Genomic DNA, 16,098 nt, shown 5'->3' with positions numbered 1-16,098 from the left:
TCCGGTCAGGTCAGGTAGGCGCGGCGGCCGGTGACGGCGAGCTGGGTGGTGGGCCCGGTGTTGGTTCCGGTCAGGCGCACGCTTGGCGGCTTGCCGGGGCGGCCGGCGGCCAGGCGCAGGAAGGCCGCCCCGGTGTTGGTCAGGCGCCCCGGGTCGGGGACGAAGCCTCCACTGCCGGTCAGCTGCCAGGTGGCGGCGTCCACGGTGAGGCTCTGCCCGGCGCCGATCTGCCCGGCGTAGGTGAAGGCGTCGCCACCAGTCCCGTCGGTGGTGTCGGTGACGGTCGGGGCGGTGATCGGGCCGGTGAGCAGGTAGGCGAGCTGCTCCATCGGCGCGGTGGCGTCGGAGAACGCGGTCAGTGGGAGGTCTTGGGGCACGGGCGTGCCGGGGGCGGTCGCCTGGGTGCTGGTGTCGGCGGACACCCAGTATCCGGCGGGCACGTTGACCTCCAGGCTGATGCGCATGCCGCTCTGGCCCAGCGGCGTCGGGGTGAGCGCGGACAGCACTTCGCCTTCGCAGCGACGCACCTGGCCGGCGGCAGTGTGCCGTTCGAAGGTGAGCAGCCGGTGCGGGCGGGCGACGGCGCGCAGCAAGTCTTCCCACGCCGCTTCGACGTCCTGCCACCCGCCCTTGGTGGGCGCCAGCCACACGGTGAGAGTGAACTTGCCGGGGCCGTGGTGCTTGGGCCGCCACAGCTCCCCGATGCGGTTCGGGACGGTGGCGTTCGCTCCGACGACCGCGGGGGTGCCGATCAGCCCGGCCCGGTACTCGATGTCGCGCACCAGGCCGTCGGTGAGGTCGTAGCCGTCCACCAGCCAGCGCTCGCGGGCCATCAGGCGCTCTCCTTGTCGAACAGGCCGAAGCTCGCGAGCGCGCGCAGCCGGTTGTTGACGGTCTCCCCCGGCGTCTCGGGCTGCGGGTTGGTGATGTACTGCACGATCGCTCCGGGTGAGATGACGGTGCCAATGCGCTGGCCCTGGCCGCCGTCGGTGGCGAGCTGGCCGCGGGCGGCGTTGATCGCGCTGACGGCCGCGCCGCCGCCGAGTCCTCTCACGGCCTGCGGCGTCAGGACACCTTCGCCGGGGCTGAGCCGGGCCAGGGCGCTGTCCTGGCCGGGCGCGTAGCCGGGCACCACTCCCCCGGTGGCGTAGCCGCGCACGAAGGCCAGCACACCGTCGACGGCCCGGTTGACCATGCCGCGCAGCATGCCGCCCCACGCGTTATCAGGCATCCAGTTGAACCAGGACCGCACGGGATTGAGAGCCTTGCCCAGGGCTCCGGCGGCCCAGCCGCGCAGCTTGTCGAAAGCGCCGTCTACGAGGCCGCCGAGGAAGAAGCCCTGCACGGGCGCGCCGGCGTCTGCGAGGCGCCCGGCGCGGGCGGCGTCGTTGAGGGCGGTGATGCCCCCTTCTCCGCCGAGCTGGCGTACGGCCTGCGGCACCAGTACGCCCTCCCCGGGAGAGAGCATGGCGGGCACTGTGTCACGGCCGGGCGCGTAGCCGGGCACGACACCGCCTCGGGCGAACCCGACGGTGAACGACGGCAGCTTGCCGAGCCCGAAGCTGTCGGCGATCCAGTTCCAGGCCCGCCTGATCCCGCCGTCGTAGACGGTGTTGACCAGGAAGCGGATCGGTGGGGCGAAGATCCCGGTGAGCTTGCCCCACGACCAGGCCGCGAAGGACACCATGCTGTCGAGCGCGAAGCGCACGCCGTCGGCGAGGCCGCTGATCGCTCCGTTGACGGCACTGCGGAACCACTCGGACTTCTGGTAGGCGGTGGTGAACGCCAGCACCAGGGCGGCGGCCGCAGCAACGATCAGCATGATCGGGTTGGCGGACAGCAGGGTCAGCGCGCCGCGAACAGCGCCGATCGCGTTGCCCACGGCCATGACCCCGCCCGCGACGCCGGCGATCGTCAGCAGCGCCGACACGAAGGCGCCCATGCCGGGGATCGACAGCAGCAGCTGCACGGCAGAGGCGACGGCCTGGATGACGAACAGGAACCCGGACAGGGTGTTGCCGAGGCCGCCGAGCTGGGCGGCGATGCCCACGATGGAGGAGAGCAGCCCGAGGAGCTGCTCCCACAGCTGGCCGTTGCCGAGCGATCCGGCCAGCTGCATGACGGCAGGCAGCACCTCGGTGCGCAGCCGGGCGATCAGCGGCGCCAATGCCGGGTTGTTGGTGAAGTTGAACCAGGCGATGCCGAGGGCCGCCACCAGCCGTCCGACTTCCTGCAGCACGGGGACGGTGTTGGCGAAGTACCCGGCGAGCTTGGCCTGGGTTTCACCCTCTCCGGTGAGCGTGCGGAACGACTTTGCTGCGGCAGACAGCGAGGTGAGGAGCTGCTGTCCGGCGGGGGCGGCGGCGCGCCCGATGTTGAAGACGCCAAGGGCGATGTCCCGCAGGATTCCCCACAGCTGCGCGCCGGTGTCCCCGGCACGTTGGAAGAACGCGCTGAGCTGACCGCCGTCGCGGCGGGCCTGGATGAACGCGGCGGCCAGCGCGAGACCGCGTTCAACGGCACGGGCGAGGCGTTCCAGCAACGGTGCGGCGGCAACCGTGATGTTGCGCAGCCCGTCGGCCGCGCTCAGCCCGGCGTTCGCCAGCGAGCCGATGACCCGCGTGTTGGTCGAGGCGACCTGCGCCAGGTCCGCCCGCCACGGTCCGGAGGTGGCCATCTCCGCGCCTCGCAGGGCGGCCTGCCCGAGTACCTGACCGGTGTCACCGATCGCCCGGTTGAAGATCGGTAGCAGGGCGAGGCCGCGGCTGATCGCAGTCTCCAGCGGAGGCAGCAGGGATGCCTGCGCGGTGTCCCGCAGCCCGCGGAGAGCCGGCTGCACCGTGCCGGAGATGAACTGGGCGAAGCGCCGTCCCGCCGGGGAGAGTGCGGCGAGTGCCTGCTCGGCGGCGCTGGCGGCCCCGGCAGCAGTGTTCAGCGCCTGGGACTGGTCCCGCACCGCGCGGGCGACATCCCGCTGGGCGTCCGCTACCTGCTCGGCGGAACGCAGCTGCTGGCCCTGCGCTTCGCGGACGGACTTGTCGAGGTCGGCGTGCGCATCCTGGACCTCGCGCACCGCCTGAACGCGGGCGCGGGCGGACTGCTGCTCGGCGTCCTGGACGCCTCGGACCGCATCCTGCTCGGCCTCCTGGGCGCGGGCGAGCTGTTCCTTCGCGGAGGTGACCTGGTCACTGCCCTCGACACCCTGCTGGTTGACCTTCTTGACATCCTCGGCGAGCCGCCGGTTGCGGGTACGAACGTCCTCGAGCTGGTTGACCGCCTCCTGGTAGGAGATCTGGGCTTCACGCCGGTCCGTCTCCGACGAGAACGGAGAGACGTTGACCTGGTTGAGCCGGGCGCGGGCCTGCTCTAGGGAGAGCAGCGCCTTCTGCTCCTCCAGGGGCCCGCGGGCTGCGTCGCGGTTCAGGTCCTCCAGGGTGCGCTGCGCGGCCTGCCGGGCGTCGTTCAGTGCCTGCTGCGCCTGCGCGGCGGCCTGGTGGGCGCGAGTGACCGTGAGTTCCGCCGCCGCCAGCTGTCGGTCGGCGGCGGCAACCGATGCCGCCGCCTGCTCTTGGACATCGGCCAGACGGCGCCGGGACTGCGCGACCTGTTCGGCGCCGCGAAGCGCCTGCTCGTCGCTGTCGCGCTGGGCGGCGCCGAGACGGCGCTGCGCGTCCGCCACCCGATCGGCGGCGGCTTGCCGGGCCTGCGCGGAAGCGGACGAGGCCCCGGCAGACTGCTTGTCCGCCTGGCCGAGTGCCTTGACCGCGGCACCAATGCCGCTGAACGCGGCCAGCAGGGTGCCAGCGCCCTGCACCGCGGCGGTCGCCGCGCCAGGAAGGGCACCGAGCAGACCGACCGCGGGCGCGGCGGCCGCACCCATCGCGAACAGCCCGGCGGCGACCTGGGTGAGGGCCTGGCCGAGGGCGAGCGCCCCGGAGGCCATCGCAGGCAAGCGGACCAGCCCGGCGACGGTGGAGCCGAGGCCCTGTGCCGCTTGGGCCAGCCCCCCGCTGCCACCGCCAGCGGAGCCGCGAGCGTTAATCGGGACGTCGACCGGCCGGGATGCGAGGGTGCGGAAGGCCACGAGGCGGCTGGTCGCGGCGGCGGTGTCGACGTCGACCCTCACGCGCACCGACAGGCCGGCCAGCGCTTCCTCGACGCGGGAGCGCAGCCCGGCCGTCTCGACGTCGAGGTCGACCTTCACGCTGGCCGCGGCCGCTTCGACAGCAGCCCGGACGCGCTGACGCAGACCAGAAGCGTCGAAGTCGACCGCGACCTTGACCCGGGCGCGGGCGGCCTGCGCAGCAGCTTCGACGCGCTCGCGCAGCCCGGAGGCGTCCGGGTCCAACCGGACCTTGGCCCGCAGGTTGCGCACTGCCGCATCGACGCGCGCTCGGGCATTCGCCGCGAACCCCGACGAGTCGGCGACGACCTCAACAACGAGACGGCCGGAGTCGATCTCCTCAGCCACGGCCGGCCGCCTTCCCGCTGCGGCGCAGCACGGCGACCGCGCGGGCCATGCCCTGCACGTCCCGGTCGTACTCGCGGCCAGCGCTCAGGTGGGCCGGACGCGGCAGCTCGACCGGCCGCCGCAGGCGATGCTCCGCCGCCACCACCGATACCAGCTCGACCAGCTGCGCCAGCAGTTCCTGCGTCAGACCCCAGCGGTCAGCGCCGATCTCCGCCCCATCTCGCCGCAGCAGGGCCTCGGCAGGCAGCCCGCGCATCAAGGTCAGGAGGCGCCGGGTGCCGAGGAATCCAGGGTCACCGGGCCGTCGCCAGACACCGCGGGCGTCGAGATGGTAGTACCGCTGGAAGTCGGCTTCGAGGTCGTCCCAGCGCTCGAAGGCGACGCAGACGGCCCGATGAGTTCCCCCAGGCCCCCACCTCCCGAGAAGTACTTGGTCCAGGCGTAGCGGACCAACTCCAAGATGTCGGAGTGGCTGGGCTGCTGAGCCATCAGCTGCTCGTAGCCGTCACCGCCCAGCAGGCGTCGGCCCATCTCGGCGGCAGCGGCCAGCAGATCGGACGGCAGGCTCGGCTCCGAACCGAGTACGTCCACGATCAGGCCGGCGGCCTGCGTCTGCTTCTCGCCCTGGGCCTGGGCGGCCTCCACCAGCGAGCGAAGCAGCAGCGGCAGGTACGGAATGCCGACCAGGGGCTGCCACACCTCCAACGGCAGCTCGGCCGGGAGGGTGGCCACCGTGGTCCCGCCCAGGATGACCGGCTCCTCCCCGACGGTGTATTCGGCCTTGGTGAGAACCGCCTTCTCGGCAGCGGCGGCCAGACGGCGGTCACGAGCGGCGTCTAGGTCAATACCGACCACGTCGGCTCCTCGGTCTGTCGGCAACGGAACGCCGCAGACCGTAGGAGCCGAAGACAGCTAGCGTCGCGCCGGGCCGCCACGCAGCCGCCAACACCAAGTCCACCTGGCCAACACTGGCGGTGAATCGGCCAGGTGACGAGTCCACCTCCGTCTTCGATGACCTCCCGCTGCCTGGCTTCGAGGGCCCACCGACACCTGTCGTCCAGGGCCCACCGATTCGCCTGCGTGCGGCTCCACCGCCCCCAATGTGAGCATGACGATGCCCCGGCCGGGGGTGGCCGGGGCATCGCGGGGCCGGGCTGGCCCCAGGGGGGTGGGCTGCCCGACGTGATCCACAGTAGGCGCAGGGGCAGCGAATGGGCACAGCCCAAACACCGCTACCACCACGGGTAGTTCAGGCTGCTGCCGGGGCGAAGCCGGGGTCGTCGGTCAGGTCGTACCACGGGTCGCCGGCCTCGCCTCCGATCACCTTCAGCTCCAGCGGCAGTGTGCTTTCTGCGTCGTTGGGGTACTTCTGGGCCACCGACGCGACCTGCTCGCACAGCGGCACGATCCGCCGGTAGTGCTTCACGCCATCGACCAGCTCGACCACCGCCGCGAACTGCTTGCGCCCGCCCACCTTCGGCGGGTTGAACCGGTAGAAGGTCTTGCCGTTCTGGGTGACGCTCGTGACCTCGCCACCGCCGTACACCGCGATGATGTTGCCCGCGTTCCACTCCTGAAGCTCGACCTTGATGGTCGCGGCGTCCTCGGTCTGAATGGTGCGGGCCGCGTACCGCAGCTGATGGGATTTGAGATCTTCGAACTTCGGATCGGTGTTCCACTCCAGGCTGCCCGGTTTGAACAGCCCGGCCTCCTTCCACCCGGACGGCATCGCCGTCACCGGGTCCGTGGGCGCGGCCGTACCCGGCGCGGCCAGGTACAGGCGGGCCATCTGGGCAACGAACATGCTCTCCGCAGGCACAGCCGATCCTCCTCAACACGGACAGCCAGGGACGTGCCGGACCGTAGGCCGCTGCGAGCAGTAGCGTCGCGCCGTCGCCGCGCGTGAGGGTGTCGCACAACTCGCGCAATGCGCTTCAGGCGGCCAGCGGGTGTGCGGTCAGGGCGACCACGCCGACGTAGCGGGCCTGGCCGGTCGGTTCCGGCAGCCACCCGCCCGCCGACAGCGCCCGTACCGCGGTCACCACCGGCCGGCCCGGAGCGGCGCCCTGCTCGGCCAGCTCGTGCAGAGCCTTGACCGCGGTGGCGAACGCCCGACGCAGTACGGGCCGGGGAGTCGACCGGTCCAGGTCGCCGAGCGCTTCGACCTGGAGGTGGACGGTGGCGATCCAACGCCAGCCCGGCGCGGAGCCGCCGGGAACCTGGGTGATGCGGATCCGGGGGTAGGGCGGGGCGTTGCGGGCCCCGGCCCGGCCTGGGCCGCCGAGCACCTTCGTCAGCTCGGCGTGCCCCGACAGCCAGGCGACGGCCAGCTCCTCGGCGTCGAGGGAGGCCAGGTCACTCACTTGCCTGCCCTGCTGCCTTGTTCGCCGGCGGCCGGGCGACGGCCGGCTTGGGCTCGACCACGGGCGCGAGGGCGTTGGCCACCGCGTCCGTATCGGCCGGGTCCACGTTGGCGACGTATCCGGCGCTGATCAGCTGCCGGGCCTCGTGGTACGGCACTTCGATCTCGTCGCCGGGCAGCAGGTCCTTGTCCTCGCGCGTGAGGTGGTGGGCGAGGACGATCCGGACGCGGTCAGGCTGGGCCATGTCGGCTCCTTCGGACGGTGGCGGGGTGACCGGGCGAAGGAAAGCAGGGCCTGGCCTGTACCGTCCGCCCCGCCGGACCCTCCAGAGGCAGTCGCGGTGGCCCGCAGTGCCGGTCAGCGGTGCCGGGCGGCGACCTGGGAGGCGGCGCCGCTCATGAAGTGCGTGCCGTCGCCATGCGCGAACTCGGCTTCGGCGGCTCGCGGGAAGTCGCAGGTGACCGTGGCACGGACACGCTCGCCGTTGATGGCGGCCTTGCCCGCCAAGATCGTCGCAGCGACAGCTTCCGGATCCTCGGTGACCGTGCACCGGCATCCCGTCGTCTCCTCGGTCGGGCCATCAGCGTCCCGAGGCCCGGCGAGCGTGGTATTCCCAACAGAGAAGGGAATCGGCGCCGGTACGGTCTGGCCGTCAGCGGCCTGGTGGCTGGGCCGTGCTTGGCCGTCTTCCTGGGTGTGCCAGGTCTTGGCCGCCGGGGCTCGCCGCCGGGCTTCCTCCTCGACTTCCTCGGCCAGACGCTGGGTGCGGTGCAGCATGAGGGGCGCCAGGCGGCGGGCAATGTCCGAGGGCAGCTCGAGGTGTGCCATCACGGGTGTCCTTCCGGTCGGGTGCCGTCCGAGATACGGGCGCGCGCCTGGATCCGCACGTAGGTCAGTGACGGGTCGTCGGTGTTCGCCAACCAGTCGGCAGCGAGGACGGTCCACTCGGTGCCGGTGGACGGCTCCACCACGACGTCGCCGACCAGCAGGAGGCCGGCCTTCCCGTCCAGAGCCAGGTGCCACGTGCCGTCGGTCTGCGGCACGGCGCGGCCTGGCCACGGTCCCCGCAGCGGGCCGAGCGGCCCGGTCACCTCCGCGCCGTGCGCATCCAAGAGGGGCGTGCCCCGGGTACGGACGCCGAGCTGTCTGTCGGCAAGCAGGACGGCCATCACAGCCCACCCGAACCGTAGGACCCGACGGTGAGGCCGGGCGGATTCGGTCGGGTCGGGGCCTGGTAAATCCTGCGGCCGCGAAGCCGCCACCGGTCGGTCGTGGCAAGGTCCGGCGGTGCCAGCACCACCGGCGGCTCAGCCGCGGTGTCGTAGGTGACCGACTGGCCCTCCACGGAGGCGGAGGCGACCCGGCGCTGGCGCGCGGGTGCGTCGGCCAGCAGCGGGTGGTGGCAGGCAGTCGCGCGGACCCACAGGCGCAGCGGGGCAGTCTGCGGGTCAGTGCGGGCGTCGATGCCGGCGGTGTAGGTGACGGTGTATGTCGGAAGACCGAGGGGGCCCGACGTGGTGCCCGTGTCCAGGACGGCGGAGATCACCGCGATGAGGGGGCCGTGGCTGAGCACCCAGCCGTCTGCCCCTGCGTGGACACCGCTCTCTGTGTACTGAGCGGGCAGCAGCAGCCGGCCTAGGTGCGCGGTCAGGGTCTCCTGGGCGTCCTCGATGGCGACCTCGATGCGCTGCCGCACCAAGTCGCCGAGCGGCGTGGGGTAGCCGAGACGGCGGGCGACATCCTCGGCTGTCACGATGAACTCCACCGTCGTCCTCCTCGCGCTGCTGGGTGGCGAGGAGGGACGGTAGATGGGCGCCCTTTCTTGTGTCGTCCCGGGCCAGCTGCGGGCCGCGCAGGAGGCCCGGGCGCAAGCGCAGGGTGGAACTTCACGCTTCATCGGTGAGGCTCAGGGCCTGAGGAGCGCCACGGCCGTTACCGTCGGCTGCTCACCGGCGGGTCACCGACCTGATGCGACGCTGGAGGCGATCGGTGTCGTGGCTGCTGCCGAGTTCGGTGTACTGGGCGAGGCTGGTGGAGTACCAGTCCATGGCTGCGTGGCGTTGGTCTGCGCGCAGGGCGGCCTGGCCCAGGAACTCCATGGTGTGCGCGGTCCAGTGGGGAGCGGAGAGGAAGCGGAACTGCTCCAGGGCCTTTACGAGCGCGCTGGCCGCCAGGTCGTGGGTGCCCGCGAGCGAGTGGGCTTCCCCGAGGTAGGCGAGCGCTCGTGAGAGGTTGAGCGGGTCCGGGTCGGTCAGGCCGGAGAGCAGTGTGCAGGCCTCTTGGAGTGCCGGCACGCCAGCGGCGGGGTTGCCCTGCCGGGCGTGCGCCGATCCGATGAGGATCAAGGCGAGAGCCTGGCTGCGCGCGTGGCCGAGCCGCGCGTAGCGGGTAGCGGCAGCGATCAGCTGGGGCATGGCCTCCACGTAGCGGGCGTCGGCGTGCAGGCACGCTCCGATGCCGAGGTTGGCCTGCGCGGTTGCCCCGAGGTCTCCCTCCGCGAGGATTCGCATGCGTTGGAGGCAGGAGATCGCCTCGTCGAAGTCGCGGGTGCCGCGCAGGCCGGCGGCGAGCGCAGCCAGCATCTCGCGGATGGCCACGGTGTCGCCCCAGCGCTCAGCGGCGGCCAGGCCCTGACGGTGGACGGGAATCCACAGCTGGTAGCGGCGGGTGTAGAGGAACAGCGGCCAGGCCGCGTGGGGTACGCAGGTCGCGGCCTGGTAGTCGCCGTGCTTGGTGGCGGCGGTGATCGCCGGGAGCAGCGCGTCAGCCATCGATTCCAGCCAGGAGAGCGCCACGTGGTTGATGGAGAACCGGACGGGCTCAGCGGGCTCGGGCCGGCTGGCTTGTCCCAGCACCCGGTGGTGGGGGGTGAGGACCCGGGCGGCGTCGTAGGCGGTAGTGGTCAGGTAGGTCAGGTACCGCTGGAGTACACCCGTACGGGCGCCCGGCCCGTCGGCGAGCGTCAGGGCCCGGTCGGCCACCTCCGGCCGGATCGTGTACACCGGGCCGCGGGTGGCGACGTCGCCAGCGTGCTCCAGCAGGTTCTTGGCCGTGAGTTCTCCGAGCCGCTTCCGGATCTGGCTGGTGGGTGTGTCAGTGGAGGCGGCAACGGCATAGACGTCCAGGTCCGGTGCCGGAAGGTCGGCGATCTGGGCGAGTAGTCGCCGCTCGTCCGGGGGCAGGCGGTCGATGGTGTCGGTGATCGTCATGAGCGGCGTTCCTCGTACGGGTGGGATCGGGTTGGTGCTGCGGCCGGGATTGGTCGCGGACGGCGGTGTGCGGCTGCTGCGGGGCGGCGGGCCCGGGGGCCCGCACCGCGCGGGTGGTGGCGGTGGGCGGCGCTGCGCCGCTATTCCTCCGCTATCAGCACCAGCTCGCCCCCGACCGCGGGGACGGTGTCCGTGGCGGCGATGGCCAGGGCGGCCCGGATCAGGCCGTCGTGCGAGAGCCCCTGCGGGTAGTTGCCGAGTTGGATGCCCTCGCCGGGGTCGTACTGCTCGGCGAGGAGGCCGAGGTCGCTGCGTGCCTCTAGGAGGCGGTCGAACAATTTCCTGGCGTCGGTGCTCCTGCCGATCAGCGCGAGGGCTTCGACCATCCAGAACGCGGTGGCGAGGAACGCTCCCTCGTGGCCGGACAGCCCGTCGACGTTGTCGGCCGCGTCGGAGTGGGTCGGGTAGCGCAGCAGCATGCCGCCCCCCACGCCGAGTTCCCGCTCGACCGCTTCGACGGTGCCGATCACCCGCTTGTCGTCCGGCGGCAGGAAGCCGAGGCGGGAGATGTGCAGCAGTGAGGCGTCCAGGTCCCGGCCGTCGAGGTACTGGGTGAAGGTGTTGCGGTCCGCATCGAATCCCCGGGCGCACACCTCGGCATGCATGGTCTCGGCGGTCGCCGCCAGCCGCCTCAGGGTCTCCCGGTCGGCCGTGTCACGGCGTCCGAGCACGCGCACCGCCCGGTCCAGGGCCACCCATGCCCACACCAGTGAGGAGACGTAGCGGCGCGGCGTGCCCCTGCTCTCCCACATCCCGTCGTCGGGCTGCTCCCACAGTTCCTCGGCCTTGAGCGCGAGGCCGAGGAGCAGCCGGTCGGCGTCGGGGCAGGGCGGGATACCGGCGTCGTCCATCTGCGCGAGCAGGTCCGCGAGTTCGCCGTAGACGTCCAGCTGGTGCTGTTCCGCGGCGGCGTTGCCGACCCGGACCGGATTGGAGCTGCGGTAGCCCCGCAGGTGGAGCTGGGGCTCCTCGGCCGGCACCGCACCGCCGACCAGGCTGTACAGGGGCTGCAGAGCGGCCGGGTCGATGTGGGTCGTCAGCCAGTCCCGGTAGGTGGTGGCCTCTTCGGTGTAGCCCAGTGACAGGAGGGACTGCATCATCCACGCGGTGTCGCGCGGCCAGGTGTAGCGGTAGTCCCAGTTACGCACACCTCCGATGGGGGCGGGAAGCGATGTTGTCGGGGCCGCGACTGCGGCTCCGCCGACATCGCACAGGCCCCGGAGAGTGAGCGCCGACCGGAGGACGGCCTCCCGGTACGGACCTTCGTAGGCGCATGCGGACGCCCACTGTGTCCACCACCTGATCGTCGTCTCCAGCGCCGTAGTGTCCGTCATCGGATCGGGTGCCGGACTGCCGGTGCGGGTCCATGTCAGGGCCATCACGATGCTCTGCCCGGCCTTCAGCGGGATGTCGCAAGTGGCGGTTCCGCCAAGGTTGACGCTGTGGCGGGGGCCGTCCAGCCAGTACGTGTCGCTGCCGGCGGTCACGCGCAGCCGGGGGGTGCCGGGGCCGACGTACCGCAGGTCGGGGGTGAGGGAGCTGTAGCCGGGGCGGGGCCGGAACTCGGACGCCAGGCGCACCGTGCCGTTGCGGCAGGTGGCGATGCGCATGAGCATCGGCGGCGCGTACCCGGTGGCGTCCGCCCCGGGCAGGAAGTCGATCACCTCCAGCATGCCGCTGCCGGTGTCCCAGACCTGTTCGACAGCGAGGGTGTCGCCGATGTAGCGCCGCTGGCTCTCGGTCGGCGTGGCGGTGTAGGTCGCCGGGCCAACTCGCCAGAACCCGGCCGAGGGAGTGTCGAGGAGGCTCGCGAAGACTGCACCGGAGTCGAAGTTCGGCAGGCACAGCCACGTCATCGTGCCGTCAGATCGGCTGAGTGCGGCGGTCCGTGTGTTGCTGAGGAACGCGTGGGCCTCGATCAATGGATCGGGCATGGTGTACCTCCTTGGTGAGATGACGAGTTGGTGGGAGTGCGGCCCTGACCCGGACGGCCGCCATGGGTGGTATGTGCGGTACGACGTGTGTGAGCGCGGTGTCGTCGCCGGGGCGCGGGCCGCGGCGGTCTGCAGCAGGCGTTGTGCGGGCCTTCTGGAGTGGGTGTTCGTCCGGTCACAGACCGAGAACGGTTTCGCGTCCAGGCCGGCCAGTGGCGGTAGAGGTCCGGCGACGATCAGCTGCAGCGCTGAGAGATGTCTCGGCCGTACTGGTCGCAAGTGGACGTGGCTTGGTGCTGACCGTCCCCAGGGGGCGCAGCAGCACCACCTTGCGCGCGCCCGCGCCTGGGGACGGTCGGCGTGGGATCGACTGTTACCGATCCCATCTGGCCAGGCCGTTCGCCGGGGTACGACACGGCCGACCAGGTACCCGCTCCGGCTGTAGCCCGGGGCCGGAGCGGGAGTTCAGGAGGTGCCCTGGCGCAGGCGGGCGTCGGCGCGCCGCAAGGCCACCGCCAGGTCTTCGAGGTCGGTCGGTCGTCGTTCACCGTCCGGGAGGACGAGCCAGATCCTCCCCGAAACCCGCTGCATGCCGGGGGCCGGCATGGGGACCGTGCGGGGCTGGGCTTCGTCTGCGGAGCAGCCGATCAGATGCGTGTACGGCATGTCCCACCCTGCGCTCGCCCGGGTCGAGACCAGGAACTCGATGCAGCTGTCGGCGCGGTTGTGCAGGACCGGGCCGACCGGTACGTCGGCCTGCCACAGGTCCTTGAGCGCGGCCACACCACGGTCCACGCCAGTGACCCGCACGACGTTGACGAGTTGGCCGGTCTCGATGTCGGCGAGCTGTCCCGCCCGCCATCGCTCGATGGCTGCTTCGGGTTCTCGGTTCGCGGAGGCGAGCCAGGTCGCGCCGCTGTTGAAGTTCGGGCTCCGTCGGGGGTGGCTGAGTCTCGTGTAGGTCATGTCGTCGTTCCCGTCAGGCCGAGCAGAACAGGTCGTGAGTCGCAGTCCCGGTCTCGGCGTGAGAGGACGGGGTGGCGTTGATGATGTAGACGACCTTGTGGTGGGTGATCGCGATGGCATGGGAGCGGCCCCTAGCCAGGTCTTCGGTTGCCCGCACCTCGGCAGCCGGAGTGTCCAGCCAGAGACGTTGCTCCTCGCCCTCGGAGAGGTCGAGGTCGACAGCGAGTGCTTGAACGCGAGCGCGCATCGCCTGACGGCCAAGCGGGGGCTGTCCGCACCTCCGCTCCACAGTTTCATCGGCTGTCCGTACTGGTAGTAGGCGGTGACGGTGCACCAGAACGGCGGCGCCGTCCAGGGACGGTCCCGGAGGAACACGTTCTGACCGGCCGCTCGGCGGCGCTGCGGTGCCGCGCCCGAATGCGTCGGTGCGGGTCTCCGTCGGCGACCGGTCGCGGGCCGCCGCGCGAATATCTGGGCGAGTTTGCTGAGTTTCACCGTGTGGCTCCCGCCTCGTCGTCGGCGAGAACGCTCGCCCATACCCTCTTGGTTGTGGCCGCCGTCGCCACTCCCATGGCGAGCGCCAGGCCGTTGACAAGGATCAGTCCGCGGCCGTTTTCTCCGCAGGCGGCGAAGTCCTCGGGGAGCAGCCGGTCGGGCCGGGAATCCTCGACCTCGACCCGGCAGACATCGCCGCGCTCGTCCAGCCGCACCACGACGACATCGCCCTGGCTGCTGCCGTGCCGGATGGCGTTCGTGACCAACTCCGTGAAGATGAGCAGCAGATCGCCGGCTCGGCCGCCGTCCACGTTCCATCCCCACTTCCTCAGCTCCGACCTCACGTTGTGGCGCGCCACGGGGACCACGTCCGTATCCGCCGGGAAGACGCCCTCCCAGTGGCGGACGGACCTCACCTGCTCGACGGCCACCATGTGCATCGCTCCCACCGGGCGAAGAGGCTGCGGGTCGTGGGCCAACGGCCTTCGTGCAGAAGGCACGGAACGCCCGACGCGCGTCTTACGTAATCACCCTCAACTTCTGATCACCAGGCCGGTTTTGGTGCGAAAATGAGTCGCTTAGGGTTCAAAGCGGCCCGTGGCCTGCACTGTTACTCGGCATGGATCTGCAGGGGACTTATGGAGCGACGACAGCTTGTCCGATGGCGCAGGGCTGCCGGCCTCACGCAGGAGCGGCTGGCCGAACTCTTGAACGTGAGCCTCTCCACCGTGCGCAGGTGGGAGCGCGGCCAGGACAAGCCGCGGCCGTGGAGGTACCCGGCGCTCGCGAGGGTGCTCAAGGTCCAGGTGGCCGACTTGAGTGCGCTCTTCGACGGCCCGATCGCGGACGGCGACAACAGTCAGCTGCCAAGCGCACCGGCGATCGCCGATCTCACCACGGTCCTGGAGCTACGGGAGGCGCATCTCGGCTTGTCGGCGCGCTACGACCTGGTTCCCGGTGCCGAGTTGCTCGCGGAGGGGAGCGATCAGCTCGCGCACCTCAAGCAACTCACTCAGCAGTCCCAGCCCGGAAGGCTCAAGCGAGACCTGCTCGCCTTGCAGGCCGACGCCGCCATCCTGGTAGGGAAGATCGTCTGGGACGCAAGCCAGCGCCGGGCGTCAGCAGCAGCCCGCACGTACTACGACCAAGCCGCCCGGATCGGCGAGAAGCTGCGCGATCCCTCCGTACAGGGTCACGCCCTGCTGCGAGCGAGCTACGTCGAGCTGTACGGAACCCGCGATGCCGCCGCGGGACTGGCTCTCGCCCGAGAAGCCGCTGCTGCGGCGGCTCCCATCAGCCCGGCTCTGGCTGGTCTCGCGCTGCTCCACACCGGCGAGGCCCACGCCATGCTTCGCCAGGGGCGCGAGTGCGACCAGGCACTCGGCGAGGCGATCAGCACCCTCGAATCGGCGGACGCCACGGACATCGCCAGCGACCTCGGCGCCGTCGAGCAGGTCGAGCGACTCGCCGGGTCGTGCTACCTCGAACTCGGGCAGCACCGCGCCGCGCAGAGGAACCTGGAAGCCGCAGCCCGCTCCATCTCGATCGGCCCGAAGAGCCGGCCGATCGTCCTGGGCAACCTGGCCCGGGCCGCCATCGGGCAGGGCCAAGTCGACGGAGCCGTCTTCGCCATCAACCAGGCCATCGACGACCTCGCAACTACCATGAGCGGCGGCGGAATCGGGGTGGTCGTCACCGCCGTCAAGGAGCTCAGACCGTGGCGCACAGTCCGGCAGGTGCAGGATGTGCAGGACAGGTTGGTCGACTTGATGGCTGCGCCGTAGAAGGAGGGCCCATGCCCAACAACATCGAGGCGGAGAAGACTTCGGTACGCGAGCGCGTGTGGGATGCACTGGATGCCGCAGGGGCCGCCCGTGGCACCGCTCATGGCGGCATTCCGGACTTCCACGGCTCCCGCGATGCCGCAGAACTACTCGCCCAGCTCCCACAGTGGCGAACCGCGTCGGTGGTCAAGGCCGTGCCCGACACGGCGCAGGAACCGGTTCGGGCGATAGCCCTGCGGGAGGGACGCCTGGTCTACATGGCGGTCCCCCGGCTCGCCCTTTCACACCCGTTCTTCGTCCTAGACCCGGCTGAGCTGCCCAGTCCCGCCGAGGCGGCGGCGGACCGTCGCACGGCGGCGACCGTCGCACCAACGATCGACGTGGACGGGATGCGGCCCGTCGACCTGATCGTTCTCGGGAGCGTCGCAGCCGATCGCTCCGGAGCCCGGATCGGCAAGGGGGCCGGCTACTCGGACCTGGAGTACGCACTGCTCGCGGAGGCCGGGCTGGTAGGGCCGGACACCGTCATCGCAACAACGGTCCACCAGCTGCAAGTGGTGGACCGTGTCCCGACGACGGAGCACGACGTCTACGTGGACCTGGTGATCACACCTACCGAGGTCATCACGTGCCCGCCTCGCCCTCGCCCGGCCGGCATCCTGTGGGACCACCTCACCGAGGCGAAGATCGCGTCGATTCCTGCCCTTGTGGACCGGCGGCTTCATCACGGCCGGACGGCCGAGTGATCGGAGCCGGGCCGGTCATGCGCCGGGAGCCCGTCCCCCGAAGGTGACGGGCTCCGTTCGGCTCTAGGGG

At 71.3% G+C, this 16,098-nt stretch carries 17 protein-coding genes; 2 read left to right on the top strand and 15 right to left on the bottom strand.

Translation table 11 applies throughout. The features are described from left to right. Positions 1 to 5: 5 nt before the first annotated feature. The 15 genes from ACZ7RU_RS32935 to ACZ7RU_RS32865 form a co-directional block, all read right to left on the bottom strand. Positions 6 to 833: a hypothetical protein gene (locus ACZ7RU_RS32935; RefSeq protein ID WP_470344639.1), complete on the bottom strand. Its 828-nt coding sequence runs from the start codon at positions 831 to 833 to the stop codon at positions 6 to 8. Continuing rightward, entirely contained in the window at positions 833 to 4,471 is a 3,639-nt protein-coding gene (locus ACZ7RU_RS32930) for a hypothetical protein (protein ID WP_470344638.1), read from the bottom strand. Before ACZ7RU_RS32930 ends, ACZ7RU_RS32935 begins: the two co-directional genes overlap by 1 nt. Continuing rightward, positions 4,464 to 4,727 (bottom strand): hypothetical protein, encoded by a 264-nt coding sequence (locus ACZ7RU_RS32925; RefSeq protein WP_470344637.1) that lies wholly within the window; start codon positions 4,725 to 4,727, stop codon positions 4,464 to 4,466. The genes ACZ7RU_RS32930 and ACZ7RU_RS32925 overlap by 8 nt, the downstream gene beginning before the upstream one ends. 5 nt (positions 4,728 to 4,732) lie before the next feature. After that, the gene (locus tag ACZ7RU_RS32920) at positions 4,733 to 5,326 is read right to left on the bottom strand and encodes a hypothetical protein (protein ID WP_470344636.1); all 594 of its coding nucleotides are present in this window, start codon (positions 5,324 to 5,326) and stop codon (positions 4,733 to 4,735) included. A gap of 394 nt (positions 5,327 to 5,720) precedes the next feature. Beyond that, a complete protein-coding gene (locus tag ACZ7RU_RS32915; protein WP_470344635.1) occupies positions 5,721 to 6,290 on the bottom strand; it encodes a phage tail tube protein in 570 nt (189 codons plus the stop codon). Between the two features lie 115 nt (positions 6,291 to 6,405). Then, positions 6,406 to 6,834 carry a hypothetical protein gene (locus ACZ7RU_RS32910; RefSeq protein WP_470344634.1) on the bottom strand — a complete coding sequence of 143 codons (429 nt, stop codon included), beginning with the start codon at positions 6,832 to 6,834 and terminating at the stop codon, positions 6,406 to 6,408. Beyond that, positions 6,827 to 7,078 carry a hypothetical protein gene (locus tag ACZ7RU_RS32905; RefSeq protein WP_401106639.1) on the bottom strand — a complete coding sequence of 84 codons (252 nt, stop codon included), beginning with the start codon at positions 7,076 to 7,078 and terminating at the stop codon, positions 6,827 to 6,829. Before ACZ7RU_RS32905 ends, ACZ7RU_RS32910 begins: the two co-directional genes overlap by 8 nt. 113 nt (positions 7,079 to 7,191) lie before the next feature. Next, positions 7,192 to 7,662, bottom strand: coding sequence for a hypothetical protein (locus ACZ7RU_RS32900; protein WP_470344633.1), 471 nt, complete (start codon positions 7,660 to 7,662; stop codon positions 7,192 to 7,194). Then, positions 7,662 to 7,877, bottom strand: coding sequence for a hypothetical protein (locus tag ACZ7RU_RS32895; protein ID WP_470344632.1), 216 nt, complete (start codon positions 7,875 to 7,877; stop codon positions 7,662 to 7,664). The genes ACZ7RU_RS32900 and ACZ7RU_RS32895 overlap by 1 nt, the downstream gene beginning before the upstream one ends. Before the next feature lie 125 nt (positions 7,878 to 8,002). After that, positions 8,003 to 8,587: a hypothetical protein gene (locus ACZ7RU_RS32890; protein ID WP_470344631.1), complete on the bottom strand. Its 585-nt coding sequence runs from the start codon at positions 8,585 to 8,587 to the stop codon at positions 8,003 to 8,005. Positions 8,588 to 8,780: 193 nt separating this feature from the next. Continuing rightward, on the bottom strand, positions 8,781 to 10,043 hold the full coding sequence (locus tag ACZ7RU_RS32885; protein ID WP_470344630.1) for a tetratricopeptide repeat protein: 1,263 nt from the start codon (positions 10,041 to 10,043) through the stop codon (positions 8,781 to 8,783). A gap of 140 nt (positions 10,044 to 10,183) precedes the next feature. Further along, entirely contained in the window at positions 10,184 to 12,037 is a 1,854-nt protein-coding gene (locus ACZ7RU_RS32880) for a glycoside hydrolase family 15 protein (protein ID WP_470344629.1), read from the bottom strand. Between the two features lie 465 nt (positions 12,038 to 12,502). Next, positions 12,503 to 13,003, bottom strand: a complete 501-nt coding sequence (locus ACZ7RU_RS32875; protein ID WP_470344628.1) for a hypothetical protein — start codon at positions 13,001 to 13,003, stop codon at positions 12,503 to 12,505. 13 nt (positions 13,004 to 13,016) lie between these two features. Then, positions 13,017 to 13,160 carry a hypothetical protein gene (locus ACZ7RU_RS32870; protein ID WP_470344627.1) on the bottom strand — a complete coding sequence of 48 codons (144 nt, stop codon included), beginning with the start codon at positions 13,158 to 13,160 and terminating at the stop codon, positions 13,017 to 13,019. A 334-nt stretch (positions 13,161 to 13,494) separates the two neighbouring features. Continuing rightward, on the bottom strand, positions 13,495 to 13,932 hold the full coding sequence (locus ACZ7RU_RS32865; RefSeq protein ID WP_470344626.1) for an ATP-binding protein: 438 nt from the start codon (positions 13,930 to 13,932) through the stop codon (positions 13,495 to 13,497). 204 nt (positions 13,933 to 14,136) lie between these two features. Between ACZ7RU_RS32865 and ACZ7RU_RS32860 the strand changes: the two genes are divergently transcribed. Together ACZ7RU_RS32860 and ACZ7RU_RS32855 are read left to right on the top strand one after the other, a co-directional pair. Further along, positions 14,137 to 15,282, top strand: a complete 1,146-nt coding sequence (locus tag ACZ7RU_RS32860; RefSeq protein WP_470344625.1) for a helix-turn-helix domain-containing protein — start codon at positions 14,137 to 14,139, stop codon at positions 15,280 to 15,282. Positions 15,283 to 15,293: 11 nt separating this feature from the next. Continuing rightward, positions 15,294 to 16,028, top strand: a complete 735-nt coding sequence (locus ACZ7RU_RS32855) for a 5-formyltetrahydrofolate cyclo-ligase (protein ID WP_470344624.1) — start codon at positions 15,294 to 15,296, stop codon at positions 16,026 to 16,028. The last annotated feature ends 70 nt before the right edge of the window (positions 16,029 to 16,098 follow it).

The organism is Kitasatospora sp. NPDC114501, from assembly GCF_055633695.1.
The sequence above is the reverse complement of the archived record's forward strand: the minus strand, read 5'-3'. Positions and strand labels throughout refer to the sequence as shown.